This window comes from Haloarcula montana, from assembly GCF_035666295.1.
GTDB classification, from domain to species: Archaea; Halobacteriota; Halobacteria; order Halobacteriales; family Haloarculaceae; genus Haloarcula; species Haloarcula montana.
Window position 1 is genome coordinate 857,893 of sequence record NZ_CP142027.1, and the last position, 24,656, is coordinate 882,548.

Annotated in this window: 27 protein-coding genes; 14 read left to right on the forward strand and 13 right to left on the reverse strand. The window is 65.3% G+C overall.

Going from position 1 to position 24,656, the window contains the following annotated elements:
• The first annotated feature begins 24 nt into the window (after window positions 1-24).
• Window positions 25-543: a magnesium transporter gene (locus VJ109_RS04530; RefSeq protein ID WP_434737286.1), complete on the forward strand. Its 519-nt coding sequence runs from the start codon at window positions 25-27 to the stop codon at window positions 541-543.
• On the opposite strand, the gene VJ109_RS04535 is transcribed toward VJ109_RS04530, so the two are convergent.
• Window positions 544-2,679, reverse strand: coding sequence for a PAS domain S-box protein (locus tag VJ109_RS04535; protein ID WP_324759351.1), 2,136 nt, complete (start codon window positions 2,677-2,679; stop codon window positions 544-546). It abuts the gene before it with no gap.
• Window positions 2,680-2,761: 82 nt separating this feature from the next.
• On the opposite strand from VJ109_RS04535, the gene VJ109_RS04540 reads away from it, so the two are divergent.
• Entirely contained in the window at window positions 2,762-3,784 is a 1,023-nt protein-coding gene (locus VJ109_RS04540) for a nucleoside recognition protein (RefSeq protein ID WP_434737274.1), read from the forward strand.
• On the opposite strand, the gene VJ109_RS04545 is transcribed toward VJ109_RS04540, so the two are convergent.
• Both VJ109_RS04545 and VJ109_RS04550 read right to left on the reverse strand, forming a co-directional pair.
• Window positions 3,769-4,503: a GNAT family N-acetyltransferase gene (locus VJ109_RS04545; protein ID WP_324759352.1), complete on the reverse strand. Its 735-nt coding sequence runs from the start codon at window positions 4,501-4,503 to the stop codon at window positions 3,769-3,771. The genes VJ109_RS04540 and VJ109_RS04545 overlap by 16 nt on opposite strands.
• A 72-nt stretch (window positions 4,504-4,575) precedes the next feature.
• Window positions 4,576-5,469: a CBS domain-containing protein gene (locus VJ109_RS04550; RefSeq protein ID WP_324759353.1), complete on the reverse strand. Its 894-nt coding sequence runs from the start codon at window positions 5,467-5,469 to the stop codon at window positions 4,576-4,578.
• A gap of 100 nt (window positions 5,470-5,569) precedes the next feature.
• Here VJ109_RS04550 and VJ109_RS04555 point away from each other — a divergent pair, with 100 nt between their 5' ends.
• Together VJ109_RS04555 and VJ109_RS04560 are read left to right on the forward strand one after the other, a co-directional pair.
• Window positions 5,570-6,568 carry a lamin tail domain-containing protein gene (locus VJ109_RS04555; protein ID WP_324759354.1) on the forward strand — a complete coding sequence of 333 codons (999 nt, stop codon included), beginning with the start codon at window positions 5,570-5,572 and terminating at the stop codon, window positions 6,566-6,568.
• A 101-nt stretch (window positions 6,569-6,669) separates the two neighbouring features.
• A complete protein-coding gene (locus tag VJ109_RS04560) occupies window positions 6,670-7,725 on the forward strand; it encodes a molybdopterin-dependent oxidoreductase (protein ID WP_324759356.1) in 1,056 nt (351 codons plus the stop codon).
• Here VJ109_RS04560 and VJ109_RS04565 read toward each other — a convergent pair.
• The 5 genes from VJ109_RS04565 to VJ109_RS04585 all read right to left on the reverse strand — a co-directional run bounded on the left by VJ109_RS04565 (window position 7,722) and on the right by VJ109_RS04585 (window position 11,476).
• On the reverse strand, window positions 7,722-8,339 hold the full coding sequence (locus VJ109_RS04565; RefSeq protein WP_324759358.1) for an HAD family hydrolase: 618 nt from the start codon (window positions 8,337-8,339) through the stop codon (window positions 7,722-7,724). The genes VJ109_RS04560 and VJ109_RS04565 overlap by 4 nt on opposite strands.
• The gene (locus tag VJ109_RS04570) at window positions 8,336-8,752 is read right to left on the reverse strand and encodes an RNA-binding domain-containing protein (protein WP_324759360.1); all 417 of its coding nucleotides are present in this window, start codon (window positions 8,750-8,752) and stop codon (window positions 8,336-8,338) included. Before VJ109_RS04570 ends, VJ109_RS04565 begins: the two co-directional genes overlap by 4 nt.
• On the reverse strand, window positions 8,749-9,309 hold the full coding sequence (locus VJ109_RS04575) for an AAA family ATPase (protein WP_324759362.1): 561 nt from the start codon (window positions 9,307-9,309) through the stop codon (window positions 8,749-8,751). Before VJ109_RS04575 ends, VJ109_RS04570 begins: the two co-directional genes overlap by 4 nt.
• 32 nt (window positions 9,310-9,341) lie before the next feature.
• Window positions 9,342-10,184, reverse strand: a complete 843-nt coding sequence (locus VJ109_RS04580) for a polyprenyl synthetase family protein (protein WP_324759363.1) — start codon at window positions 10,182-10,184, stop codon at window positions 9,342-9,344.
• 176 nt (window positions 10,185-10,360) lie between these two features.
• Complete coding sequence (locus tag VJ109_RS04585) at window positions 10,361-11,476, reverse strand: helix-turn-helix transcriptional regulator (protein WP_324759365.1); 1,116 nt, start codon at window positions 11,474-11,476, stop codon at window positions 10,361-10,363.
• A 156-nt stretch (window positions 11,477-11,632) separates the two neighbouring features.
• Here VJ109_RS04585 and VJ109_RS04590 point away from each other — a divergent pair, with 156 nt between their 5' ends.
• From VJ109_RS04590 to ftsY, 6 genes are all read left to right on the forward strand, one after another.
• A complete protein-coding gene (locus VJ109_RS04590) occupies window positions 11,633-12,871 on the forward strand; it encodes a DUF7096 domain-containing protein (protein WP_324759367.1) in 1,239 nt (412 codons plus the stop codon).
• Between the two features lie 50 nt (window positions 12,872-12,921).
• Window positions 12,922-13,275 (forward strand): DUF5658 family protein, encoded by a 354-nt coding sequence (locus VJ109_RS04595; RefSeq protein WP_324759369.1) that lies wholly within the window; start codon window positions 12,922-12,924, stop codon window positions 13,273-13,275.
• 199 nt (window positions 13,276-13,474) lie between these two features.
• Window positions 13,475-13,636, forward strand: coding sequence for a hypothetical protein (locus VJ109_RS04600; RefSeq protein WP_324759370.1), 162 nt, complete (start codon window positions 13,475-13,477; stop codon window positions 13,634-13,636).
• A 287-nt stretch (window positions 13,637-13,923) separates the two neighbouring features.
• Window positions 13,924-14,097 carry a 50S ribosomal protein L18Ae gene (gene rpl18a / locus VJ109_RS04605; protein WP_276179931.1) on the forward strand — a complete coding sequence of 58 codons (174 nt, stop codon included), beginning with the start codon at window positions 13,924-13,926 and terminating at the stop codon, window positions 14,095-14,097.
• Complete coding sequence (gene pfdA, locus VJ109_RS04610) at window positions 14,097-14,570, forward strand: prefoldin subunit alpha (RefSeq protein ID WP_324760394.1); 474 nt, start codon at window positions 14,097-14,099, stop codon at window positions 14,568-14,570. Before rpl18a ends, pfdA begins: the two co-directional genes overlap by 1 nt.
• A gap of 7 nt (window positions 14,571-14,577) precedes the next feature.
• Entirely contained in the window at window positions 14,578-15,801 is a 1,224-nt protein-coding gene (gene ftsY / locus VJ109_RS04615) for a signal recognition particle-docking protein FtsY (RefSeq protein ID WP_324759371.1), read from the forward strand.
• Between the two features lie 75 nt (window positions 15,802-15,876).
• On the opposite strand, the gene VJ109_RS04620 is transcribed toward ftsY, so the two are convergent.
• On the reverse strand, window positions 15,877-16,044 hold the full coding sequence (locus tag VJ109_RS04620) for a hypothetical protein (protein WP_324759372.1): 168 nt from the start codon (window positions 16,042-16,044) through the stop codon (window positions 15,877-15,879).
• Between the two features lie 392 nt (window positions 16,045-16,436).
• Here VJ109_RS04620 and VJ109_RS04625 point away from each other — a divergent pair, with 392 nt between their 5' ends.
• Window positions 16,437-18,374, forward strand: coding sequence for an archaea-specific SMC-related protein (locus tag VJ109_RS04625; protein WP_324759373.1), 1,938 nt, complete (start codon window positions 16,437-16,439; stop codon window positions 18,372-18,374).
• On the opposite strand, the gene rdfA is transcribed toward VJ109_RS04625, so the two are convergent.
• A complete protein-coding gene (gene rdfA / locus VJ109_RS04630; RefSeq protein ID WP_324759374.1) occupies window positions 18,371-18,979 on the reverse strand; it encodes a rod-determining factor RdfA in 609 nt (202 codons plus the stop codon). The two genes, VJ109_RS04625 and rdfA, sit on opposite strands and share 4 nt — an antisense overlap.
• A gap of 192 nt (window positions 18,980-19,171) precedes the next feature.
• Between rdfA and VJ109_RS04635 the strand changes: the two genes are divergently transcribed.
• Window positions 19,172-19,831 (forward strand): helix-turn-helix domain-containing protein, encoded by a 660-nt coding sequence (locus tag VJ109_RS04635; RefSeq protein WP_324759376.1) that lies wholly within the window; start codon window positions 19,172-19,174, stop codon window positions 19,829-19,831.
• Between the two features lie 7 nt (window positions 19,832-19,838).
• Here VJ109_RS04635 and VJ109_RS04640 read toward each other — a convergent pair whose 3' ends face one another.
• Window positions 19,839-20,102, reverse strand: coding sequence for a hypothetical protein (locus VJ109_RS04640; protein WP_324759378.1), 264 nt, complete (start codon window positions 20,100-20,102; stop codon window positions 19,839-19,841).
• 489 nt (window positions 20,103-20,591) lie between these two features.
• Here VJ109_RS04640 and VJ109_RS04645 point away from each other — a divergent pair, with 489 nt between their 5' ends.
• On the forward strand, window positions 20,592-21,089 hold the full coding sequence (locus VJ109_RS04645; protein ID WP_324759380.1) for a dihydrofolate reductase: 498 nt from the start codon (window positions 20,592-20,594) through the stop codon (window positions 21,087-21,089).
• Window positions 21,090-21,205: 116 nt separating this feature from the next.
• Complete coding sequence (locus VJ109_RS04650) at window positions 21,206-22,585, forward strand: aminomethyltransferase family protein (protein ID WP_324759382.1); 1,380 nt, start codon at window positions 21,206-21,208, stop codon at window positions 22,583-22,585.
• A 177-nt stretch (window positions 22,586-22,762) separates the two neighbouring features.
• Here VJ109_RS04650 and VJ109_RS04655 read toward each other — a convergent pair whose 3' ends face one another.
• On the reverse strand, window positions 22,763-23,233 hold the full coding sequence (locus VJ109_RS04655) for a hypothetical protein (protein WP_324759384.1): 471 nt from the start codon (window positions 23,231-23,233) through the stop codon (window positions 22,763-22,765).
• A gap of 64 nt (window positions 23,234-23,297) precedes the next feature.
• On the reverse strand, window positions 23,298-24,545 hold the full coding sequence (gene glyA, locus VJ109_RS04660) for a serine hydroxymethyltransferase (RefSeq protein WP_324759386.1): 1,248 nt from the start codon (window positions 24,543-24,545) through the stop codon (window positions 23,298-23,300).
• Window positions 24,546-24,656 lie beyond the last annotated feature (111 nt).

Consider the following 24,656-nt stretch of genomic DNA (forward strand, 5'->3'; position numbering starts at 1 on the left):
TCGGTCGCGAGCATCCTCAGGACGATGCTCCCCGTCCTGGCGGTCCTGACCGCCATCGAGTTGGGGAGCGGACTGGTGCTCGATACCTTCGAGGGAACACTGTTGCAGTACCCCACGCTGCTCGTGTTGGTCCCCGTGACCATCGGGATGGCCGGCAACCTCGGGAGTATCCTGGCCTCGCGGCTCTCGACGGCGGTCCACCTGGGGCTGGTGTCGTTCTCGCCGGCCGACGACCGGCTGGGGGGAAACGCCGTCGCCACCGTCGGCCTGGCGCTGACCGTGTTCCCGCTCGTCGGTGCCGGCGCGTGGCTGTTACAGACGCTCCTTGGCGGTGCCCGTCTTCCCCCCGGTACCGTCGTCGCCGTCGCGACCGTAAGCGGCGTCACGCTCGCCGTGCTCGCGGTGCTGGTCACGACGGTGACGACCTACGCGGCCTACCGGTTCGAACTCGATCCCGACGACGTGGTGATCCCCGTCGTTACGAACGTCTGTGACGTGCTGGGCGTGCTGGTCCTGTTCGGGGTCGTCCGGTTGCTCGTGTAGTCACTCGGCCGTCGGAAAAGAGAGTTCGACGGTGGTCCCCGGCCGGTCCTCGCGGACGGCGACGCGACCGCCCGAAGCCGTGACGATCCAGTTGACGAGCCACAACCCCAGTCCGGTCCCGTGTTCCAGGGGTGTCTCTCCCTCCCCGACCAGCGCGGCGCGCTCGTGATCCGGGAGTCCCGGCCCGTCGTCCGCAATGACGACCCGCGTGATCTCCCCGTCGACGACGACCCGTACCTCCACTGTGGGATCGGAGACGTGTGTGAGCGCGTTCTCCAGCAGTTCGGCGACGGCCCTCTCGACGATCGGTGTGGCGACGACAGGGGCTGTCTTCGGGAGTATCAGATCGAGACGGCTCGTGTCCGCCTCGGCACGCTCGCGTCCGGCCCGGACCTGCTCGACGAGATCGATCCGCTGTTTCGTCGGCCGATCCCGAAGCAGCGTCTCGGCACGGTGGGCCTGTTCGGCGGCGCTCAGGAGCTTCGAGCCGGCCCGCTGTATCCGCTCGGCCCCTTCGCGGGACGGCTCGCTGTCGGCCGTCTCGACGATGTGTTCGGCCTGTGCGAGCACGACCGTGAGCCGGTTGCGGACGTTGTGTCGGAGCACGCGGGAGAGCACCGAGAGGCGCTGTTCGCGCAGCGTCTTTATCGAGATGTCCCGGCCGATCCCCGTCAGTCCGATGACCTCGCCGTCGGCGTCGGTGAGTTGGCTCCCGGTGAACTCGTAGGGGATGCGGTCGCCCTGCTTGGTCAGCAGAGCCGACCGGGGCGTCCGGTCGGCGTCCTCGGTGACGACGGCGGTAATGTTCTCGGCGACGTACTCGTGGTCCTCGGGCGGGATGACGTTCAGCGCCGGCATCCCGTCCAGTTCCTCGTCGGTGTAGCCGGTCACCTCGGCCATCCGGTCGTTCCACTCGGTGAAACAGCCGTCCGTATCGAGTACGTAGAAGACATCCTGGAGCGTGTCGATGACCGCCCGGACGAACTGGCGCTCCGATTCGAGTTCCTGGCGGCGGTCGATACGGTCGGTGATATCACGGACGATACAGACCAGTCCGCCGTCGTCGAGGGTCGTCAGCGACAGTTCCTGGGGGAACACCGAGCCGTCGGCCCGTCGTCCTCGTGCCTCCCCGCGCCACTCGCCGTCCCGCTGGACGGTGGGCATGATCTCGTCGTGGAAGCGGTCGGTCTCCGACTCGTCGTACAGCATTGCCCAGTGTTCGCCGACAAGTTCCTCTGCGTCGTAGCCGTAGATATCGGCGTGGGCCTCGTTGGCCAAGACGTACCGGCCCTCTTCGTCCAGTAGTGCGACCCCGTCCATCGACTCTTCGAGTGCCGTCGCCAGTCGGTCGAGCCGCTCGACCCGCTCGTTCTGCTCGGAGATATCCCGAACCACGGCGGTAAAGCGGTATCCGTCGTCGGCCTCGCGCTCGCCGAAGGAGACACCCAGGGGAATCTCGGTGCCGTCGCGGTGCCGGCCGGGCAACTCGATCCAGTCCCAGTCCAGCGCCCGCTCGCCAGTGGTGAGGTAGTCGGCGACCGCCGCGTGGTGAGCGTCGTGGAACCGCTCGGGCATGATCGTCGTGAGCGGTTCGCCGACGAGTTCCGCGGGCGTGTACCCGAAGAGATCGGCGACGGCCTCGCTGGCGTACTGGACGGTGCTGTCCTCGTCGATCGTCAGGACGGCGAAGCTCGTGTTCTGTGTCAGCGACTCGAACCGGGCGGCGGCAGCACGGGTCTCGCGTGTGACCTGGGCGTTCTCGACGGCCGTCCGGATACGGTGGGGCAACAGTACCCGTCGGTCCTCGCCGTCGGCCACCACACAGTCCGTCGCGCCCGCGTCGAGCGCTGCCTCGGCGAGTCCGGCGGTGCCGCCCGTGACGACCAGCCGCGGGACCTCGGGCGCCGTCGCCGCCGCTGTCTCGACCAGCGCGAGCGACCCGTCGTCCTCGTCCCGACAGACGACCACCAGGCAGTCGACGGCACCGTCTCCGAGGGCTGTCAGGGACCGGTCGGCGTCGGTAGCCGTCGAGACCGCGATTCGGTCGCTCTCGAACCCGGGTTCGACGGCCGACACCACCGACGGTCGGAGATCGACGTAGAGTACGTCGATCACCGCGGACGCCCCCTCGTCCATGGCAGAACGGGACGGCGCCAAGCACGGAAAACATTCCGGTCGAACCGACGGCCCTTTGCGCGCGCCGGCCCTACGGCCGACCGTGCCTGTGCTGGTCGATCTGCTGGCAGACGTCGCCGTCCGCGTTCTGCGGATCACAGTCTTTCTCTCGCTGGGCGTGTTCCTGGCGAACCTGGCGGTGGCGTTCGGTCTCGTCGAGAAGATCGCCGTCGTCTCCCAGTATCTCACCGCGCCGGCGAACCTCCCCGACGAGGTCGGGACCGCCATCCTGACGACGACGGCCTCGCCGACCGCCGGCTACGGGATGCTCGCCGACTTCCGGGAGTCCGGAACACTGGACGACCGAGCGACGCTGGTGGCCGTGACCATCAACACGTTCTTCGGGTTCGCCCAGCACATCGTCACCTTCTACGCGCCGATCCTGATCCCGATCCTCGGGCTGCGGGTCGGTCTGTTGTACGTCACGATGCGCGGACTGGTGGCGCTGGCGATCACGCTGACGGGAATCGCTGCCGGCCGCCTCCTGCTGGACGGCTCGAACATCGGGACCGCGGCGAGCACGGCCGCCCCCGATGGGGGTCACGATGACGCACTCGACGAGGGACCGGCGACCCGTGAGGCAGCCGTCCGGGAGGCCGTCGGCGAGACCCGGGAGAAGGTCCGGGAGATCCTGCCGCGCCTGGCGGCCATCTACGTCGTCGTCTCGCTGGTGGTCGCCTACGCCGACACGATCATGGCGGCGCTGGGACAGGGCGGGACGACGGTGACGACCGCTGCCGACGGGGCCGCGAGCCTGCTGGGACTGCCGGGGGCGGCGATCCCCGTGGTGGCGGCGTTCGCACTCGACACCACCAGCGGGGCGACGGTGCTCTCGCCGCTGGTCCGCGACGGCACGTTCACCGCCCGGACCGCCGTGGCGACGATGCTGGTCGGCGGGATCATCTCCTTTGCCGTCTCGACGTTCAAGCGGTCGATCCCGTTCCAGTACGGCATCTGGGGCCGGGAGTTCGGCTCGAAGGTCATCGCCGTCAACACGGGGCTGAAGATCGTCTGGATCGCGCTGGCACTCGCCGTGTTGCTCGTGCCCGACTACTCGATCTGGTAGGCCATCATCACCTCGTCGACGAGGTCGCCGTCGATGGTGTAGTGGTCCTTCCGGATGCCCTCGGTGTGCCAGCCGTGGTCGTCTAAGAACGACAGCGCCCGCTCGGATCGCAGCGGGACGGAGTTGTACAGTTTCCGGTAGCCGTTGGCCCGCGCCCAGTCGGTCCCCCGTTCGAGCAGTTGGCTGCCGATCCCCTGCCCGCGGGCGTCGTGGGCGACCCCGACGGTCAGTTGGGCGGTCCCCCGCTGTGTCTCGACCTGTGGGAGATCCAGGTGACACCAGCCGACGATCTCCTCGTCCATCGTCGCCACGAAGAAGACGCGTGACTCGACGGTGTTGTGCCGCGTGATCGCGTCCTCGTAGAGCAGTTGCTCGGCGATGCTCTCGGCGATGACGTAGGTTCCGCCGGCCGAGACGTCCCGGATCAGATCGACCAGTCCGTCGAAATCCGCCGGCCGGGACGGGCGGATGACGTACGTCTCCGTGCCGGTCGTGTGAGACTCGACGGCGCCGATATCCAGCGCGAGCGACAGTTTCCCGCCCCGTTCCTGGAGATACCCCTTCGACAGCAACTGGTCCAGCGTCTCGTCGAACTCCGCCGGTGGCAGCCGGATCGCCTCCCGAACCCGCTCGCGTGTCGCCGTTCCGTGGCGCTCGACGTACTGGTACAGTTCGCTGGCCGCGTCCGACTCGAACGTCGGTCGTTCGATGGCGTCCATACGCATGGTATCGGTTCGCACCCGCATAATCGTTATCGTCTGCTAACAAGAACCGTCGTCTCGGCCCGAGGGTCACCCGGAGTCGGGGATGGGGTCGGAGATGACCACCGCGACGCCCTCGACGACGCTGTCGCCGTCAGCGCCCTCGACGGCGGTCGTCAGCCGGAACCGGTCGTCGGTGATCCGTTCGACGACCTCACAGTGGGCGGTAACGCGCTCGCCGATGTCGACCGGACCGCGGTAGCTGACTTCCTGGGAGAGGTAGATGGTCAGTCCCGGGAGCCGCGCCAGGGCGGCGCTGATGAGCCCGGAGACGAGCGTCCCGTGGACGATCCGCCGGCCGAAGCGGGTCCCTTCCGCGAACTCGTCGTCGAGGTGGAGGCTGTTGGTGTCGCCACTGGCCTCCGCGAACGCCTCGACGTCCGCCTGGTCGAGGGTCTTGCTGAACCGGACGTGGTCACCGACGTCGATGCCGTCGGCGACGCCGTAGCTCTCGAACTCCCAGTCGTCGCGCTCGTAGCTGGTGTCCGGTCGCTCGAACCGACTGCGCTGGGACTGGGTCTCCGCCGTCGGCCGTGGGCGGGCGAGATGCGGGAGGTAGTTCGAGATGTCGGTCGTCGTCACGATACCGAGCAACGTTCCGTCCTCGACCACGGGGAGTTTCTTGATGCCGTGGGTCCGGAGTCGCTCGACTGCCTCCTCGACGGTGGCGTCGGGACCGATCGTCACGAGTGCCGTCGACATCACGTCGCCGACGGTCAACTGCCGTGTGTCCCCCTCGGCGGCGGTGACGGCGACGATGTCGCTCTCGGTGATGATGCCGACGTTCTCGCCGTCGGACTGGACGACGAGCGAACCGATCCCCTCGTCCCGGAGCCGCGCGGCGGCCTCGACGATCGCGGTTTCGGCCGTGACGGTCCGAGCAGGTGTGTTCATGATGTCCCGGACGGGCAGGTCGACGAGCATGTCTACCATCCTCACACACGGTCGAGAAGTATAACTGTCGGTCGTCGGACCTGTCGCCCGCCCCCGGCAGATTTGTAGTCCTGGCCCGCCTCGATCCGGTGTGCGCCTCCGCGCCGCCGTCTGCTGTCTCCTGCTCGTCGTCGCCGGCTGTAGCGGCCCCTCGACGCCGGCCCCGGGGACCGGCGGGACAGCGGCCGACCCTGCCACGACGGCCGAACGGGCGACGACGCCGACGAGTTCGGCGATGGGGACGGCAGCCAATGTCTCTGTCCCCGACGCTGCCGTCGAGGTGTCCGTGACCGCCGTCGTCGACGGGGATACGATCCGGATCGAGTACGCGAACGGGACGACCGACACCGTCAGACTCGTCGGCGTCGACACCCCGGAAGTCCACGCCGAGAACGACCCGCCGGAGTTTGAGGGCGTCCCGGACACAACGGCTGGGGCGACCTGCCTCCGCGAGGCCGGCGTCGACGCCTCGAACCTGGCCAAGGACCGCCTGCTGGGCCGGACGGTTGGGCTGGCGTTCGATCCGAACCTCGACCGGCGGGGCTACTACGATCGGTTGCTCGCCTACGTCGTCGTCGAGGACCGCCTGTTCAACTACCGACTGGTCCGGGGCGGGCACGCGCGGGTCTACGAGAGCGACTTTACCCGAAAAGCGGCCTTCGACCGGGCCGAAGCGAGCGCCAGAGGGGCGGGACGGGGGCTGTGGCAGTGTGCCGACGGCAGGACACCCGTCGCGGACGGGGGGACCGTCACCGCCAGCGAGTCGGGGCTGGCGATCACCGCCCTGACGTGCGACGCGCCCGGCAACGACAACGAGAACCTGAATGCCGAGTCGGTGACGGTCACCAACCGGGGAGACGAACCGCTCGACCTCGACGGCTGGACGGTCAGCGACGAGGCGGACCACCGCTACACGTTCGCGGACCTGACCCTCGCGCCGGGCGCGTCGATCACGCTCCACACCGGCAGCGGGACCGACACGGAGACCGACCGCTACTGGGGGCGTGACGGCGCCGTCTGGAACAACGGCGGCGATACGGTCACCGTGCGGGACGCGTCGGGGACGGTGGTACTGGAACGGTCGTACTGAACGAACCGACGAGCCGGTGGTATCCCCTGGCGGGGAAGACAGGGAACGCAGTACCCCGCGCTCGACCGGCAGTATTTGTCCGTCCGGCGCCAACGACAGGTATGGACTACCGGCGGTTGACCCCCTCGCCGCGGGCCGTCGACTGGGGCCTGCTGGTCTCGGTCGCGACGCTGCTTGCGACCGGCGTCGCGACGATGTTCACCGGGACGCCCGCGACAGCCTGGGTCGTCGACCTCCACGCCGTCGCCGGCATCGTCCTCGTCGTCCTCCTCCCGATGAAGCTCTGGCGGGTCCGCCACCGGGTGACGCCCGACCGGCTGACCGCGCCGCGGGCGCTGTCGGTACTGCTTGCGGTCGACGCCACGGCGGCCCTGGCCACGGGGGTCTGGTGGATCTTCGGCGGAACGCTGGATCTGGGTCCGTGGGGACTCTTTCACCTCCACGTCGGCCTGGGCCTGCTCGTCCCGCCGCTGTTGCTGTGGCACCTCCGCTACCGGTTCCACACCCCCACCCGGCGGACCGTCGGCGGCCGGCGCAACGTCGTCGCCTACGCCGGCGTGCTCACGGCGGGGGCACTGACCTGGCGCGTCCAGCAACCGGTCAACGACCTGCTGGGCACCGCCGGCGCGGATCGGCGGTTCACCGGCTCCCGAGAGGACGGCAGCGGCGACGGCAACCGGTTCCCGGTGACCAGTTGGGTCGCCGACGACCCCGACCCGGTCGATCCACGGGAGTGGGCACTGGCGGTCACGGGTCGAGTCCGTACTCCGAGCGAGTACGCCGCCGACGAGGTCGGCCCCGCCGCCAGCGAGGACGCGCTGTTGGACTGTACGAGCGGGTGGTACTCCGAACACGAGTGGCGCGGCGTCCGGGTGGGGGACCTGCTGGACGCCGCCGACGCCGACGAGGCCGCCGCTTGGGTGCAGTTCCGGTCGGTGACGGGCTACCGCTGGAGTCTCCCCATCGAGGAGGCCAGGGACGCGCTGCTGGCCACCCACGTCGACGACGAACGCCTCTCCCACGGCCACGGCTTCCCGCTGCGACTCGTAGCGCCGGACCGCCGCGGGTTCCAGTGGGTGAAGTGGGTCACCGAGATCAGGGTGAGCAAGCGCCGCGAGGTCGGCGAGTGGCTGGCGATCTTCGTCAGCGGCCTCTAGACCATCGCCCGCAGCGTCGCCCAGAACGACGGCCCGTCCTCGTCCTCGTAGTGGACGGGGACGAACCCCGCCGCGCGAGCGCCCTCGACGTCGGCCTCGTAGTCGTTGCCGACCATCACGTACTCGTCGGCGGACAGCCGGTCGCGGAGGAGGTCGAAGGGGGCCGGATCGGGTTTGTGAGCGCCGGCCTCGTAGGAGGCGACGACGGCCTCGAAGTACTCTGCCAGGCCGTGGTGGGCGAGTTTGCCGAGCTGCCAGTCCCGGGTCCCGTTGGTGACGAGTCCCAGCGGGCCGTCATCGGCGAGCGCGTCGAGGCAGTCAGCGGCGGCCTCGGGGACCGTCGTCGTCGCGTAGGCCCGTTCCCGGAGCGTCTCGACCATCGCCTCGGGGTCGCCGTCACGCCCGGTCTCGTCGAGGACGGCCCGCATCGACCGTTCGAACGGGTTCGGTTCGAGGGCGTTCTGGGCCGCCCGGAACCGCTCCTCGGCTGTCGCCACGAGCGCGTCGTCGGCCTCGATTCCGTGGTCGGCGAGGACGGCCCGCGTGATCGTCTCGTGGGGTTCTGTGCGGTGGACCAGCGTCCCGTCGAGGTCGAAACAGACCGCGGTGGTCATTCGGTGTCGACAGGGGTGCCGTCCTCGGTCGGCGGCGCGACGTAGTCGATGTACGATTCGGCGTCGGGCTCCCGGACGATCACTTCGACGTGGATGTCGCCCAACTCGGAGGGGTCACCGACGGCGAAGTTCACCCGCCCCTCGAAGGCCGCCTGCTTCTTCAGGTCGAAGGCGAAGCGATCGCCCTCCAGTGAGTCGAAGAACACAGACCGGGCGGTGTCGAGGATCTCGTACTCGTAGAGCAACTGCGAGAAGCCGTCCATCGTGTGGACCTCGGCAGCCAACTCGCCGGGCCGTTGCTCGGGGTCGGCTTCGGGGAAGAGGTTCCGGACGGCGTCGGCGACCCGATCGGTCACTTCGGTGTCGTTGACCGGGGCGGCGATGCGGACGTCGACGCTGTAGACGGCGCTCATGCCAGTCCCTCCGGCCCCTCGCGTAAGAGTGTGCGAACCTTCCGCTGGAAGGCCGCCAGCGTCTCCGTGTTCTCGATGGTGAGATCGGCCATCTCGATCGCCTGGCCCATCCCGAAACCCAGTTCCCGCTCGTCGCGCTCTTCTAAGGACTCGCCGCCGTCGGCGGCGCCGGCGTCACGACCACGCAGGTCCAACCGCTCGGCGCGCAACTCGAAGGGGGCGTCGATCTCGACGAGGACGAACGTCTCGCCGAAGGCCTCCCGGAACGCCTCGACCTCAGTGTCGGACCGAATGCCGTCGACCAGCACCGTCTCGGCGTCGTCGAGGTTGTCCTCGATGATCGGCAGCGAGCGCTCGGCGATGGCACCCGGGCCGTTCTCCTCGCGCAGGGCCTTCGCGACCGTCCCGTGTTCGGTGGCCGGATCGAGGCCACGTTCGCGACACTCCGCGCGGATCACGTCGCCCATAGTCACGACGGGGACCCCCCGGTCGGCGGCGACGTTTGCCGCCTCGCTCTTGCCGCTGCCCGGCAGCCCGACGATACCGATGACTGTCATTGGCGTGGGTTGGCCAGCGGCGGGCAAAAGCCCTACCGTTCGCGTACGACGACGAACTCCGCGAGGTCCTTCAGGTACTCCAGGGACTGGGAGTCGGGCGCGTCGACCGTCGCCAGGGCCTCCAAGGCGGCGTCGGACTCGTCGCGAGCCCGCTGGTTTGCCTCCTCTGGGGTGAGCTCCGTCACCTCGACGAGCGAGGGGCGTTCCATCTCGGCGTCGTGGCCCGTGGGCTTGCCCAGCGTCTCCGCGTCGGCGGTGGCGTCCAACACGTCGTCTCGCATCTGGAAGGCGACCCCGACACGCTCGGCGTAGGTCCCGACCGCCTCGACCGTATACGGGTCGGCGTCGGCGGCGATCGCACCCAGTTCCGCGGCCGCCCGGAACAGCGCGCCAGTCTTGCGCCGGGCGAGTTCCATGTACTCGGTCTCGTTAGCGGGCTGGGCGATCAGTTCGGTCGCTTCCCCCTCACCGAGTTCGACCATCGACTCCGCGACGGTCTGCATCGCCCGCTCGTCGGCCGAAAACAGGGCGAAGGCCTCCCCGAGTAGCCCGTCGGAGGCGATGATCGCCGGACCGTGGCCGTACTCGGCCCACGCGGCCGGGGTGCCACGCCGGAGTTCGGACTCGTCGATGATGTCGTCGATGACCAGCGAGGCGTTGTGGACGAGTTCGATGCCCACGGCGTAGTCGACGGCGTCGGCCGGATCACCACCCAGGGTCTCACAGACCAGCACCGCGACTGTCGGTCGGACGCGCTTCCCGCCCGAGAGCGCGACGTGACGGATCTGCGCTGCTAGCTCCGTCGGCTCGACATCGTCGAGGACGTCTCGCAACCGCTCCTCGACGCGGTCACGTCGCTGCTCTAGATACTCCATCACCTCCCGGTTAGGACCACCCCGAAAAGTACCTGACGACACATGACGCCGGCGGCCTCCGCGAGGCCATCCGTGACCGGTCTGCGCTTCGCCAGTTCCGCCTCGACGCTCACTACCGGCGTATCGCCGAGCACCAGACAGGTGACGTGAAACCGGGAGAGCGCGGTAACCGCCGCTTACTCGTCGAAGTCGGTGATGTCCTCGTCGGGGAACGAGATGAGGTTCTCGCGGCCGATCCTGAGCTTGTCGATCCGGCCCTCCTCGTCCATCGACGAGAGGAGTTGGGAGACCTTCGCGTTCGACCAACCGGTCTCCTTGACGATTCGGGCCTGTTTCATCCGGCCGCCGTTTTGCTCCAGCAGGCGCTCGACCCGTTCCTCGTCGCTCAACAGTTCGGTATCGATCCGCTCGGTCGAGTCCTCGGTCTCGTCGTCGGTATCGGCCGTCGGCGGCTGTCCACCGTCGTCGGGACCGAGTTCGGACGACTCCGTCGCGGGTTCATCGCCGGTCCCCTGCCGAGTCATGTATCCGACGACGGCCACGACACCGACGACGATGATCGCGATACCGAGCCACAGCGGGACGCCGCCGGCGAAGGGACCGTCCGGATTCGCTGTCGGTGTTGCCGTCGGTGTCGCCTGATCGCCTGTGTAGACTACTCTGAGCGTCCCGGCGTCGAACGTCCGCGGTCCCTCGAACCGGAGCTGTCCGTTCTCGACCCCGACGGGGGCACTGTCGACGCCGTAGCCCGTCGGCGGCGAGATGATGAACGTATCGTTCTCCCCGAGGCTGCGGAACCAGGTCCCCTCGGTCGTATTGAACGCGTCGTCGATGACGAGCCGGTCGTTCTCAGTGGTCGCAAAGTTCGTCCAGGTGAACGATAGCGTGAGCATCCCCCGGTTCCCGTCGACATCGTAGGATCGATCGACACCGGTGATGTTCATCTGCCGACCGGTGACATCCGTCGCCGCACGGTTCGCCCGACGAAACGCCACTAGTTGCCCAGTTCCGGTCTCGCCCGCGGCGTAGTCCTCACCTAGCGACCGGAAGGTCTCGACTCCCGTTGAGGTCTCCAGGGCGTACGTCTGCGTTACGGTCCACTGTGCGTCCCCGTTCGGTCTGAGCTGGAGTTCGATGACCGTCGACTCGGATATCACCCCGTCCGTCGGTGTTGGCGTCGACTGTTGGGGAGCGATCGGCGCCGGGCTTGCAGCCATCGCTGTCGCCGCCGGTGCAAACAACAGTGGCGCAAGCAGGAGGGCAAGGAGAGGACCGGATAGCCGCAGGGACATTTTCCAGACGTGAGTCCACAGCCCGTGGGGAAAACGCTTTCCATCCGGGAATAAAACATCAACGTCCCTTGTGAAACGTCTCGACGCCTCTCAAGCACGGATATCCAGTATGCGAATGTGGGGAATTTTTGTATTCCGGCGCTCTATCCGGCACCGATGCGACGCCTCCCCGCTCTCCTGGGTATCCTCCTCGTGGTGGTCGCCCTCGTCGCCCCGACCACACAGGGAGTAGCACCCACACAGACTGCGACTGCTGCCGACGGAGACAGTCTGCCCCGTGTGACGACGGTCGACAACCTCACCAACCATCTCACGATCCCCGGCGAAGACATCGAGCAATCCGAGTACGGAACGACCGGGATCGACGTCGGTGCGGCCGTCTCGCTCACCTCACAGCGGCTCCACCGTGAGCATGATGCGCGCACGTTCGAGCAACGGTTCTTCAGAGCCAACAACGAATCGGCTCGAACTCGGCTGGTCCGATCAGAGCTAGACAGTATCGAACAGCGTCAACAGACGCTTCAACAGCGCCAACAGCAGCAACTCCAGCAATACGCTGACGGCACGACATCCGTCGAATCGGTCATGCGAACCCGTGCGCTGATCGACGCCGAAGCGCGAGAACTGGCCCGGACACTCGATACGATCGACCGGGTCGAACGGACCGAACCGACCTTTACGATGACGAGCGGGCAACAGACCCGCCTGGAGAACATCAGAGGAGAGATCCGCGTCCTTCGGGGTCCGGTCGGCGAGCGGCTCGGCCAAACGTTCACCGGCGAAACCCAACCGAACGCCGTGTACGTGATGGCATCCACACAGGATTACATGTTTGCGACGACAACCGGCCAGTCGTACATCCGGGAGACACATCTGGCGAGCGCACGCGATCCGGCGGCGGACGATCAGTTCGTCATGAGTAACGCCGATCCACTCCGAGCGGCCAACACCCGCGCTGAGGTCCTCTATCCGTGGCTCTACTCCCAGCAGCTCCCCAGCGTCAACACCTTCGGGACCAGCAGCATCTATCGGTTGACCGCCAATCACCCCAGCGGCCAGCTGACGACCTATATCGACGGCGGGACGACGGACGTGTTCCACGAGTCCCAGCAGTTGCAACTGTCGACGATCAGGACCAGCGAGACGCGGGCGACAGTCAACGAGTCGATCCGCCTCGAAGTGACACGGACCTACGAGACCGGACCGATCCACGTCGCCGTCCAGAACAACGACACGGGCGAGCCAGTGACCGGAACGGTCGCCGTCGACGGCCATCAGGTCGGAACGACCGACAACAGCGGGACCTTATGGACGGTCGAACCTCGCGGCAGTTACTCCGTGACTGTACAGACCCAGAGCGGGACAAACGTCTCCGTCGCGGTCCTGCAGAACTGAGCCCCGACCTCGTGGCTTTTTGAGGAGGCCGAACGATACTCCGGATACCGGTGGGGCCGGATCACTCGTGGACTGACGGTGTCGGACGGGTACCCAGCAAGCGACAGCTCTCGGAGAACCACGCCGTCCTCTGGACAGTCGTCATCCTAGCCTCACTGTTCGACGTGGTCACCACGATGGTCGGCCTGGGAGTGGGGCTGGCCGAGGGTAACGCCGTCGCCCGCGCGTTCATCGATACCTACGGGGCGCCGGGAATCGGCCTCCTGAAGTTCAGTGCGCTGGTGCTGGTCGTCACACTGTGGGCGCTCTTCGACGACCACCGGGCGACCGTCGTCCTCGCCGTCTTCGCCGTCGTCTCGCTGGTGGTCGTGGCGCTGAACGCACTGACGCTCGCCAGCGCGTAGCTACTCGGCGGCCGGGTTGGCGATGATATCCCCGCCGCATTCGGGACAGAACGCCCGCAGTACGTCTGTTCCGTAGTCACACTTCCGGCAAACGAACGGGTGCTGGGCCGTCTGTGCCATATCGAACCTTGCCCCTCACTACTGTTAACTATTGTCACTATACCGGATCGGTTTTAACGGTCCCAGAATAAACGGTCGCATGGCCGCCACACACCAGTGTATCTGCGGGAAGGCCGTCCAGTACCGACAGGATCTCGCCGTCGACCGGAGCGGGACCACACGGACCTGGACGTGTGTCGACTGCGGGACGCCGGTGCCCAGCGGCGTTGCGGAACGGATCGGTCACCAACATCCGTCCTGAACGGGGCGGTCCGCCGGGAGCGAGAATGTGCCAGCAGTCGCAACCGAGTGACGAGGTTAACGCAGTGCTCTGAGGAGCCTCCGCGTACGCTGTTCACGGAGATGAGGAAAGGAAGGGACGGATGTAGCAGGCGGGACACTGCGCACGCCATTCCCCCGGAAGCGCAGTGAAGCAACGTTTCCCGGCCGATATCACCCGATTTTTGCAGTTTCGGGTCGGACCGCGACCCCCCGAAACAAAAAGGCGGAAGGGGAAGATACTTCCCTACCCTGCCCACACCAGAAGGTATGAGCACGTACACTGTTCGCGGCAGTTTCCCGGCCCGAGACGGGCCTCAGGAGTTCGAGAAGGAGGTCGAGGCACCCAACGAGGATGTCGCCCAGGAGCGCGTCTACAGCGACTTCGGCTCCCAGCACAACCTCAAGCGTACACAGATCACCATCGACGAGGTGGCAGCATGATGGGTGGCGGCGGCGGTGGCGGCGGCGGCGGCCAGATGCAGCAGCTCTCACAGGAAATCGAGCAGATCGAACAGGAAGTCCAGGCCATCGACGACGAGATCGAGCGCCTGCGCGAGAAGAAGACCGACATCGACGACGCCGTCGAGGCCATCGAGACCCTCGAAACCGGCTCGACGGTCCAGGTCCCGGTCGGCGGCGACGCCTACATCCGCGCGACGGTCGACGACATCGACCAGATCGTCGTCTCCCTGGGTGGCGGCTACGCCGCCGAGCGCGACCAGGACGGCGCTATCAGCACGCTAGAGACCAAAAAGGAGACCCTGGACGACCAGATCGAGGAGCTCCAGTCCGACAAGGCCGAAGTCGAGACCGAGAAAGAGGAACTCGAACAGCAGGCCCAGCAGATGCAACAACAGCAGATGCAGCAGATGATGCAACAGCAACAGCAGCAGGAAGACGCCGACGACGAGTAAGGCCGCCATGTTCGACGGACTGAAAGACAAGCTCAGTAGCTTCACCGACGACGTCGAGGAAGACGTCGACGAGGAAGCCGACGAGGAGGGTCCCCCAGAGGAACCCTCCGACGCCGATGTCGAGGCAGAAACCGACAACGGAGTCCCTACTGCGGCCGACGAGACGGCGAGCGCGGACGCCGCCGCGACTACGGACACAGCAGAGACGGGAGCCGTCGCTGACTCCGACGAGGCGCCTCAGCCGACCGAGACAGCCGCGAGCGAGTCGTCAGTGCCCGAGTCCGAAGCAGCCGAGACTGCAAAGACTGACGAAGCTGATTCCGGGATCGAGGACGACGACAGCAGCCGGAGCCTCACGGAGAAGGCCAAGATCATGGCCACCGGAAAGACGGTCATCGAGGAGGAGGACCTGCAGGACCACCTCGACGACCTGGAACTGGCGTTGCTGTCCAGCGACGTGGAGATGGGTGTCGCCAACGAGATTCTGGAAGGCGTCAAGTCGAATCTCACCGGCGAGACCCGACGACGCCTCTCCAGTACGGGCAGCATGGTCCAGGACGCGGTGCGAGAGGCGCTGTACGACGTCATCAGCGTCGGCCAGTTCGACTTCGACGAGCGGGTCGCCGCAGCCGACAAACCCGTCGTCATCGTCTTCACCGGCGTCAACGGTGTCGGGAAGACCACGACGATCGCCAAACTCGCCCAGTACTTCGAGGACCGCGGGCTCTCGGCGGTGCTGGCAAACGGCGACACGTATCGGGCCGGCGCCAACGAGCAACTCCAGAAACACGCCGAAAACCTCGACAAGAAGGTCATCGCCCACGAACAGGGCTCGGACCCGACGGCGGTCATCTACGACGCCGTCGAGTACGCCAACGCCAACGATATCGACGTGGTGCTTGGCGATACAGCGGGTCGCCTCCACACGTCCGACGACCTGATGGCCCAACTGGAGAAGATCGATCGGAACATCGATCCCGATATGACGCTGTTCGTCGACGAAGCCGTCGCCGGCCAGGACGCGGTCAACCGCGCCCGCGAGTTCGACGACGCCGCCGAGATCGACGGCGCCGTGTTGACGAAAGCCGACGCAGACCCGCAGGGCGGAGCGGCGATCTCGATCGCCCACGTGACCGGGAAGCCGATCCTCTTTCTGGGGACCGGGCAGGAATACGACGATATCGAGCAGTTCGATCCCGAAGAGATCGTCGACCGACTGCTCGGGGAGTAAGAACGGTCCTGCCGGTAGCCATCGGTCACGTTCGATAGCCGGCGAAAACGACTTCGACAGGGGAAGTGGTCGGTTTTAACTGTTGTACGTATCCGGGATCAGTACGACGCCGTGGGTTTCGAAGAGGTCGCTCACGACGGCTTCGATCCGGTCCAGGTTCGGGGGAAGCGCGACCGCAGGGAGGTAGAAGTCGTGTTCGTCAAACTCGTCTTGGTTCGTCTCTGTGTGTTTTGTGACGCTCATCGTACTACTCTGTTGTATCCGACCACGCATCACGGTTGGGGCGTACAACTGCGGGTATTTATTACGGAGGATTATACATGATTGTTAATAGATATCGGTACGTCGACAGGCAGAGTCGTACCCGTCCGACCAGTGCCGGCTCTCTGGTAGTATTTAACTACGAACATGGATAATTCAGTGTGTTTAACTTCGATCCGTCTGACCAAACGGACACGATAGCGTTCGCTGGGTCGATGAGTACAAGACGCAACTGCGCGGCTTCGCACCGAAACGCGCTAGATGAGTACGATGACAGCAGTGTATTACTGTATTCTCTGCCAGTACCGCTGCCCCGAGGGAGACAAGCGGCCGTCTCCCGGAACCACTCTCAAGTGTGACACACGACCACAACGATGACTGAACAGGAAATCGACCAGGTGTACGACACCGAAACCACACCACGATTGAGGATTCGCAACGTCGGGGGTATCTCCGCGGCGACGGTCACACTCGAACCGGGAATTACCCTGGTTGCCGGCCGGAACGCCACCAACAAGTCGTCGCTTCTCAGATCGCTCGCCGGCGTCCTCGGCGGTCCGGTGCCGCCGGTCAAGAGCGACACTGACACCGGCTTCGTCGAGATGACGCTGGGGTCCGAGACGTACCATCTCGAACTGGCTCGCAACGGACGGGAAACGAGAGTGACCAGTGCGAAATCATATTCCGAGGCGGCCAAGCGGTGTGAACTCTTCGTCACGCTGACCGAGACGAACCCGATCCGGCAGGCCGTCCTCGCCGGCGACGACCTCTACGATCTGCTCATGCGGCCTGTCGACACCGACGAGATAGCGGCCGAGATACGGCGGCTGCAGGCCGAGAAAGACCGGCTCGACGACCGATTGGACGAACTCGATGCCATGGAGGCCCGGCGCTCCGAACTCCGCGAACGTCGGACCACACTCGAAGCCGATCTCGACGAGGTCGAAACCGGACTCGACCGGAAACGGGAGACCGTCGCCGATATCGAGGCGGACCTCGAACGGCAAAGCGACGGAACCGAGGAGTCGGACGAGCGACGCGCCGAACGGACCCGGATCAGGAACCGGCTGGAGACTACCGCCGACGCCATCACCTCCCTCGAAGCGGAACTGGAGACGGTGACGGCGGAGTTGGAGGAGATCGGACCGGACGACACTGACACCACGGTCGCGGAACTGGAAGCCGACCTCGAAACCCTTCACCAGCGGAAACAGGAACTCACGTCGACGGTCAATGCGCTGGCCCCGCTCGTGGAGCTGAACACCCGACTGCTCGACGACGGACAGCGCGTCCCCGAGGCCCTCAAGACCGACGACATCACGGCCGACCTCGATCCGTCGACGCGGACAGTGTCGTGTTGGACCTGCGGGAGTTCGGTCGAGCGGTCACAGATCGAGACGCAGGTCGAGGCCGTTCAGGAACTCCTTCAGGACAAGCGCAACCAGCGTGACACCGTCACGGAGCGCATCCAGCTGCTGACAGAGCGGAAACGCGAAATCGAACGACAGCGCGCGGAGCGCGAGGAGCTGCGCGAGCGGCGCGCAGAGCTACGCCAGGAACTCGCCGAGCGCCGGGAGACGCGGTCGGAACTGGAGACGGAACTCGCCGAGCTCGAACAGGAGATCGAGGCGTCACAGACAGACGACCCCGCCTCCGGGCAGGAGGCGAAACTGTCCGAGTACTACGACGAGATCACCGATCTGGAGTACGAACGTGGCCGCCTCACGACGGATCTCGACGACGTCGAGGCGGAACTCGACGACATCGAGACGGCGCTCTCGGAGCGGCCGACCGTCGAATCCCGGCGCGAGACGGTCGCGGCGGCGCTCACCGACCAGCGCGAGCGCATCGTGCGCCTCGAACGCGACCTCGTCGACAGGTTCAACGAGGAGATGCAGGCGGTTCTCGACACGCTCGGCTACGGGGCCGTAGAGCGGATCTGGTTGGAACGCCGTGGCGGTGACACGGACGAGGTGACGGCCGACGCGACGTTCGACCTCCACGTCGTGCGCTCGACCGACGAGGGGGCCGCCTACGACGACACGATCGAGAACCTGAGCAAGAGCGAACGGGAAGTCATCGGACTCGTCGTCAGTCTCGCGGGGTATCTCGCCCACGACGTCGGCGAGGAAATCCCGTTCATCGTCGTCGACGCCGTCGAGATGTTCGACGCCGAGCGCATCCGCGGGCTGGTGGAACAGTTCAGCGACCACGCCGAGTACGTCATCGCGACCGTCCTCCCGGAGGAACACGAGCGACTGAACGGGGCGTACGACAGCATCTCGACGGCCACACTCGACACGGAGGACTAATCCCGACCCGATTCGCCGCCGCAGGAACAGCCACCGCGATCCAGCAGGCGGGTGAACGAGTACTCGTTGTTACACTCGGAACACGCAACTCGGAGGCTCACGGTGACGGAGGGAGCCGGGATCGTCAGCGCTCCCGAGCGCACGAGGCGGTCGATCGTCCGGTGTGCGACCGACTCGGTGCGCGAGACGAGTTTGAGGACGGTGGTCCGGGCGTCGTCGACCGTGAGCGTCGTCTCGCGCTCGGTCGGCGTCTCCAGACAGTCGTTGAAGTGGGTCCGGACCGTCTGGTAGCTCACGAAGTCGTCTGCGAGGGGTTCCGGATCGATGCCGTTGCGTCTGAGCTTCGACTCCGCGTCGACGCGCTTGCCGGCGCTCACGTCTGCCCCAGTCAACAACCGATAGAGGTTCGCCGCTTCGCCGTCGACCGTCTCGGCCTGTGCCCGGTCGAGGGCCGCGGCGACGACGGATTCGTTGAAGTAGGTTTCGAGGTCGCGGAGACTGTCACCGGCCGCCCGTCGCGCCCGCAGTCGTCGGTCGATCCCCTTCAGGTCCCACTTCGCCGCGACCCGGTCGATCTTGCAGGTCGGCTCCGACTCCGCTGTCATCCCGGGCAGATAGCTTCGGTCTGGCATTATAGCTTTCGTGACAGGTGGGTGCTTCCGACCCGCCGACGGGATCGACGAACGCTTTTATGCGTCGGCTGTGACCACTTACCAACGACTCGATCGGGTTCCCACACGCGGAACGTACATTATCTCGAAACGCATAGGAACAAGATAACGACCCAGCCTCACCGTATGTCGATCACAGCCAAAATCCACATCCAGCACGAACGCCTCTCGCTCGTCCCGACGCTCCGGACACTCGACGACATAAGCATCAGGGTCATCACACAGGGGACGACGAACCCCGGCGTCCAGGTGTTCCCATACCTCATCGAACACGAGGACCGGGCTCTCCTCGAACGGATGCTCGACGACGACCCGACCGTCAAGAGCTACGAACTTATCGACTGGACGGAAAACACGGGAATCTACTACATCGAGAACACGCCCGAGACGAAGCTGATCAGCTCCGTGGTCACGGACGTTAACGGGTTTCTCGCCCACACGGAGACGAAAGGGGAGGGATGGCTCGTCAGTCTGCTGTTGCCCGACAGGGACGCGCTCAACACCATCTGGGAGTTCTCGAACGAGAACGGGATCTCTCTCGACATCATCGAGATCTACGGGAACAACGACACCGGCGGAACCTCGTCGTACGGGCTAACGGACGAGCAGAAGGCGGCGCTGACACTCGCACACGAGAAGGGGTACTTCGGCGAGCCGCGCGAGGTTTCGCTGAACGAGGTGGCAGAAGAACTCGGATTGTCGTCGACCGCGATGAGCGGTCGCCTCCGGCGCGGGATGCGAAACCTCATCGGCGCGACGCTCGTCGAGGCCGAGACGGAAGACTGAGCCGTCGTTACTCCAACTTCTTGTTCCGAGTCACCCGACGCAGCGACGCCGGACCTTTGTCGTATCCCAGCCACACGCTGAGGAGACACGCAACGATCACCAGGTAGATCGGGAAGAGCAGAACCAGCGTGTAGCCAAGCGAGAGCACCTGGAGGACACCGATCCAGTACAGCACTCCGATCACGGTGAGTCCAAGCAGTCCCCCGACGATCATGCCCAGCCGGAACGCGTGGGCGGCCGACGGCCCGGGCGAAACTCGAACTGTAGTCATACACACACTACGTGTCCGAATCGAATAAGTGACACGCGAGGTTCGGTACCGGTTCGTCCGGTAGCGTATCTCACTCACCCAGTCGTCGGACGCTGTCGTGACCACGTAGCCAGACATAAAAAATGCAGATAGAACGCATATAATATGTTTTCGTATCTGAATTTCGAGGTATTGGACATTCAGTAATAAGCCAGCATGTTTTTGCTCTCTCTCAGTTCGTCTCTTTCATCGTTTTAACAGCTCTTACCGCATCTACTCCCGTTTCGTTCCTCTCATCGATATTGAGGGCGTATAATATTCTCCAGATAATCTGTATGAGTGCGTTCTTTTGTGCCCGTTCTCGGTATTTGTCTTGTGTCATTTTTAAGTTATACTTCGGTATCTACCATCTTAGGGATACTTCAGAACCGCGGCTACGGGGCGGTGTCGACACGGGTCGGCGCCTGCGCACCCACACGGTTTATTTCGAGCAGACGCCGATTGTAGAGGGTGAAACTCTCGCTCGTCGCTGCCGTCGCCGCCAACGGCGTCATCGGTGTCGACGGCACGGTTCCCTGGGAACACCCCGAAGATCTGCGACACTTCAGACGGACGACGACGGGACACCCCGTCATCGTGGGACGACGGACCTTCGAGGCGATCACGGAGGCCGTCGGCGGGCCACTCCCGGACCGTGACAGCATCGTCCTCACGCGTCGGCCCGAGACGATCACGGGGCGCGTCACGGTCGTCGGGTCGGTCGACGAGGCCGTCGATGCCGCCACACGTACGGGAGCGCGAACGGCCTACGTCGCCGGTGGTGGCACCGTCTACGAACAGTTCCTCCCGCTGGCCGACGAACTACTGCTGACCGAACTCGATGCGGCTCACGCGGGCGACACGACGTTCCCGGCGGTGACATGGGACGACTGGACCGAGACAGCGCGGGAGCGGTACGACGAGTTCGACATCGTCCGCTACGCCCGGGCCGAGAACATCCCGGAGTGAGGGTCGTCGTCGGCTCCCCCACCGGAGACGCTCTCGGCTGAAAACCCCCCGTAATATAAACGGATGGTGTGGTGAACGTTATCTTTTATTTGTATTTGCAATCTTCATCCACAGGCATGACCGAAGACCAAGAGCATCCAAACCATCCCAGTGTCGACCAGTCAGATCGGACGGTCCCGCGGAACCTCCGCCAGACGGGGGACCCGAACATCGAAATGCTGGTCTCGACCCGGGTTCGAAAGTCTCCGTTCTTCCACAAGTCGTTCAACGAAGAGGGGGCCTGGCGAGCTACCGTCTACAACCGCCTCTATCACCCTCGTGGCCTCATCGAACCGGAAGACGGCGGTGTGATGAAAGAGTACGACGCGCTGACCAACGACGTGACGCTCTGGGACGTGGCCGTCGAGCGGCAGATCCGCGTCAAAGGCCCCGACGCCGAGGCGCTGACGAACTACGTTGTCACACGTGACGTGACGGGCATGGACGCCATGGACGGCAAGTACGTCATCCTCTGTAACGAGGACGGCGGCGTCCTCAACGACCCCGTGCTCCTGCGCCCGGAGGAAGACGAGTTCTGGTTCTCGATCTCCGATTCGACCCTGATGCAGTGGCTGCAGGGAGTCAACGTCGACAACAAGTTCGACGTCGAAATCGACGAGATCGATGTCGCCCCGATGCAGATTCAGGGCCCCAAGTCCGAGGACGTCATGGTCGACGTTGTCGGTGACGAAGTCAAAGACGTGCCGTACTACGGCCTGATGGACGCCGAAATCAACGGTGCCGAAGTCCTCATCAGCCAGACCGGGTTCTCCGGTGAAGCTGGCTTCGAGATCTACGTCAAGGACGCCCACAAGAAAGCCGAGAAGGTCTGGGACCCCGTCATGGAGTCGGTCAAAGACCACGGCGGTCGTCAGATCGCGCCGGGTCACCACCGCCGCATCGCGGCCGGTATCATGTCCTGGGGCCAGGACCTCGACCACGAGACGTCGCCGTTCCAGGTCAACCTCGGCTACCACGTGCCCGACGACAAGGAAGCCGACTACATCGGCAAAGAGGTTCTCGAGGAGCAAAAAGAGCAGATCGAGAACGGCAACTACCCGTTCGAGCACAAGCTCGTCGGTCTGAAGATGGCCGGCGAGCCGATCCGGGACTACGCGCCTGACTTCTGGCTCATCTCCGACCCCGAGACGGGCGAAGAGTGCGGGTACATCACCTCGCCGTGGTGGAACCCGGACCTCGAGACGAACATCGCCATGGGCTTCGTCCCGGCGGACAAGATCCAGGAAGTGACGGATACGCCGCTCAACGACGATATCTACGACGAGGATCTCGACCTAGAGTTCCAGGTTCACCTCCCCGACGAGTACGCAGAAGAGCCCGGTGAGCCGGTGTTCGCGACGACCGCGAAGGTTCCGTTCAAGGAGTCTGTCAACCCGAGCGCACGCGAGCAAGCCAAACTCAACGCTCGCAAGGAAGCGGAGAGCAGCGACGACTAACGACCCACGGGCCTCATACCACCCGTTTTTCGCTGCGTCGTGCTACCGATCCTGGCTGCTCCACAGCAGCCCACAGACGGTTCCGACGAAGAGCGCCCTACAGTCGTGAGGAGGGTGACGCGGACCCCGACCGTACAGAGGACGGAGGACCCGACGGTGAGGGCGACCCACGGCGTCTCAGGTGTCGAATATCTTCCGCTGGATCGTCCGGGCGACGCTCTGTTCGGTTTCCGACTCCCACTCCGTCTCGACGGACACCGACAGTTCCGAGCAGACCGCGGCAACGTCTTCGAGGACGGTGGCGAAGCGGCCGGCCTGTCCGACCGACTCCTCGCCCCTGAGCAGGCGTCGGGGAGAGAGCTCTTCGAGTTTGAACGGTCCCTCCCCGCCCCCACCGACGAACACGACGACGGTCGCCATCTCGTCGTCGACCTCCTCGACGAGCAGCGAGATGACGACCCACGAGCTTTCGTAGGCCGCCGCCCGTTCGTACGTGATCTGTGTGAAGCCGTCTCCCCGGTAGCGATGGATGTTCCGAGCGCTGCGCTTGTTGAGCGACCGTTTCGCCGTTTCGGTCTTCGAGTCGAGGAACGCGTCGGCGAAGCGGTCGGCATCCGGGCCGTGGAGGGTTAGGTTGGCCGCTTCCATGGTCGCCACACGGCCACCCGAGTGAAAAACCCCGATCCCCGGTCACAGACCGAGGGTGGGCGACTCAGTCGTAGAGCGGGTAGTCGTCGGTGAGTTCGTCGACGCGGTCGCTGACCTCGGCGACGACGCTCTCGTCGTGGGGCGCGTCGACGACTTCGGCGATCAGGTCCGCGACCTCGCGACAGGCGGCCTCGTCGAACCCACGCGTCGTCAGCGCGGGCGTGCCCGCCCGGATACCCGAGGGGTTGAACGCCGAGCGCGTCTCGCCTGGCACCGTGTTCGCGTTCAGCACGATCCCGGCTTCTTCCAGTGCTTCTTCGACCTCTTTGCCCGTCGTATCCGGATGCGAGGGTCGTAGGTCGATCAGGACGAGGTGGTTGTCCGTGCCTCCTGAAACCAGTTCCAGCCCGTGGTCCTGGAGTTGGTCACCCAGCGCTTTCGCGTTCTGGACGGTCTGGTCGGCGTAGGTCTCGAACTCGGGGTTCAGTGCCTCCCCGAAGCCAACCGCCTTGCCTGCGACGTTGTGCATCAGCGGTCCACCCTGGGAACCGGGGAACACCGCGTTGTCGATGTCGTCCGCGTACTCCTCGTCGCACATGATGATCCCACCCCGGCCCGCCCGGATCGTCTTGTGGGTCGACCCCGTCACGAAGTCCGCGACGCCGACCGGCGACTGGTGCACTCCAGCGGCCACCAGGCCCGTGATGTGGGCGATATCCGCCAGATGGTAGGCGCCGACGGAATCAGCCGCTTCCTGGATCCGCTCGAACTCGACCTCCCGCGGGTACGCCGAGTACCCCGAGACGATGATATCCGGCTCGAAGGACTCCGCCGTCGCGGCCAACGCCTCGTAGTCGATATACCCCGTCTCCTCGTCGACCTCGTACTGCTCGACCTCGTAGACCTGGCCGGCGAAGTTCGCCGGATGACCGTGACTGAGGTGGCCGCCGTGGGTCAGATCCAGCGAGAGGATCTTGTCGCCCGGGTCCAGAACGGCGAGGTAGACGCCCATATTGGCCTGGGAACCCGAGTGGGGCTGGACGTTGACGTGCTCGGCACCCCACAGCTCTTTGGCGCGCTCGATCGCCAACTCCTCGACATCGTCAGCGAACTCACAACCGCCGTAATAGCGCTCGCCTGGATACCCCTCCGCGTACTTGTTCGTCAACTCGGAACTCTGGGCCTCCATGACCGCCTCCGAAACGTGGTTCTCGCTGGCGATCATCGCCAGCGTCTCGTTCTGTCGCTGTCGCTCGCCCTCCAAGGCGTCTGCGACCGCCGGGTCCGCCTCCCGTACTGTCTCGTAGGTCATACGATACCTCAGGGGCGGACCGTTGAATAATCCGGGGACCGGCACAACCTATCATAGAACTGATTTGATATGTGTCCCGTAATCTGGCGGGGACGGACCCGTTCCGAGCGG

Coding starts and splice junctions, on each gene's coding strand:
- VJ109_RS04530 (WP_434737286.1), top strand. CDS start 25: ATGCTCCCCGTCCTGGCGGTCCTGACCGCCATCGAGTTGGGGAGCGGA.
- VJ109_RS04535 (WP_324759351.1), bottom strand. CDS start 2,679: ATGGACGAGGGGGCGTCCGCGGTGATCGACGTACTCTACGTCGATCTC.
- VJ109_RS04545 (WP_324759352.1), bottom strand. CDS start 4,503: ATGGACGCCATCGAACGACCGACGTTCGAGTCGGACGCGGCCAGCGAA.
- VJ109_RS04550 (WP_324759353.1), bottom strand. CDS start 5,469: ATGCTCGTCGACCTGCCCGTCCGGGACATCATGAACACACCTGCTCGG.
- VJ109_RS04560 (WP_324759356.1), top strand. CDS start 6,670: ATGGACTACCGGCGGTTGACCCCCTCGCCGCGGGCCGTCGACTGGGGC.
- VJ109_RS04565 (WP_324759358.1), bottom strand. CDS start 8,339: ATGACCACCGCGGTCTGTTTCGACCTCGACGGGACGCTGGTCCACCGC.
- VJ109_RS04570 (WP_324759360.1), bottom strand. CDS start 8,752: ATGAGCGCCGTCTACAGCGTCGACGTCCGCATCGCCGCCCCGGTCAAC.
- VJ109_RS04575 (WP_324759362.1), bottom strand. CDS start 9,309: ATGACAGTCATCGGTATCGTCGGGCTGCCGGGCAGCGGCAAGAGCGAG.
- VJ109_RS04580 (WP_324759363.1), bottom strand. CDS start 10,184: ATGGAGTATCTAGAGCAGCGACGTGACCGCGTCGAGGAGCGGTTGCGA.
- VJ109_RS04585 (WP_324759365.1), bottom strand. CDS start 11,476: ATGTCCCTGCGGCTATCCGGTCCTCTCCTTGCCCTCCTGCTTGCGCCA.
- VJ109_RS04590 (WP_324759367.1), top strand. CDS start 11,633: ATGCGACGCCTCCCCGCTCTCCTGGGTATCCTCCTCGTGGTGGTCGCC.
- VJ109_RS04600 (WP_324759370.1), top strand. CDS start 13,475: ATGGCCGCCACACACCAGTGTATCTGCGGGAAGGCCGTCCAGTACCGA.
- rpl18a (WP_276179931.1), top strand. CDS start 13,924: ATGAGCACGTACACTGTTCGCGGCAGTTTCCCGGCCCGAGACGGGCCT.
- pfdA (WP_324760394.1), top strand. CDS start 14,097: ATGGGTGGCGGCGGCGGTGGCGGCGGCGGCGGCCAGATGCAGCAGCTC.
- ftsY (WP_324759371.1), top strand. CDS start 14,578: ATGTTCGACGGACTGAAAGACAAGCTCAGTAGCTTCACCGACGACGTC.
- VJ109_RS04620 (WP_324759372.1), bottom strand. CDS start 16,044: ATGAGCGTCACAAAACACACAGAGACGAACCAAGACGAGTTTGACGAA.
- VJ109_RS04625 (WP_324759373.1), top strand. CDS start 16,437: ATGACTGAACAGGAAATCGACCAGGTGTACGACACCGAAACCACACCA.
- rdfA (WP_324759374.1), bottom strand. CDS start 18,979: ATGACAGCGGAGTCGGAGCCGACCTGCAAGATCGACCGGGTCGCGGCG.
- VJ109_RS04635 (WP_324759376.1), top strand. CDS start 19,172: ATGTCGATCACAGCCAAAATCCACATCCAGCACGAACGCCTCTCGCTC.
- VJ109_RS04640 (WP_324759378.1), bottom strand. CDS start 20,102: ATGACTACAGTTCGAGTTTCGCCCGGGCCGTCGGCCGCCCACGCGTTC.
- VJ109_RS04650 (WP_324759382.1), top strand. CDS start 21,206: ATGACCGAAGACCAAGAGCATCCAAACCATCCCAGTGTCGACCAGTCA.
- VJ109_RS04655 (WP_324759384.1), bottom strand. CDS start 23,233: ATGGAAGCGGCCAACCTAACCCTCCACGGCCCGGATGCCGACCGCTTC.
- glyA (WP_324759386.1), bottom strand. CDS start 24,545: ATGACCTACGAGACAGTACGGGAGGCGGACCCGGCGGTCGCAGACGCC.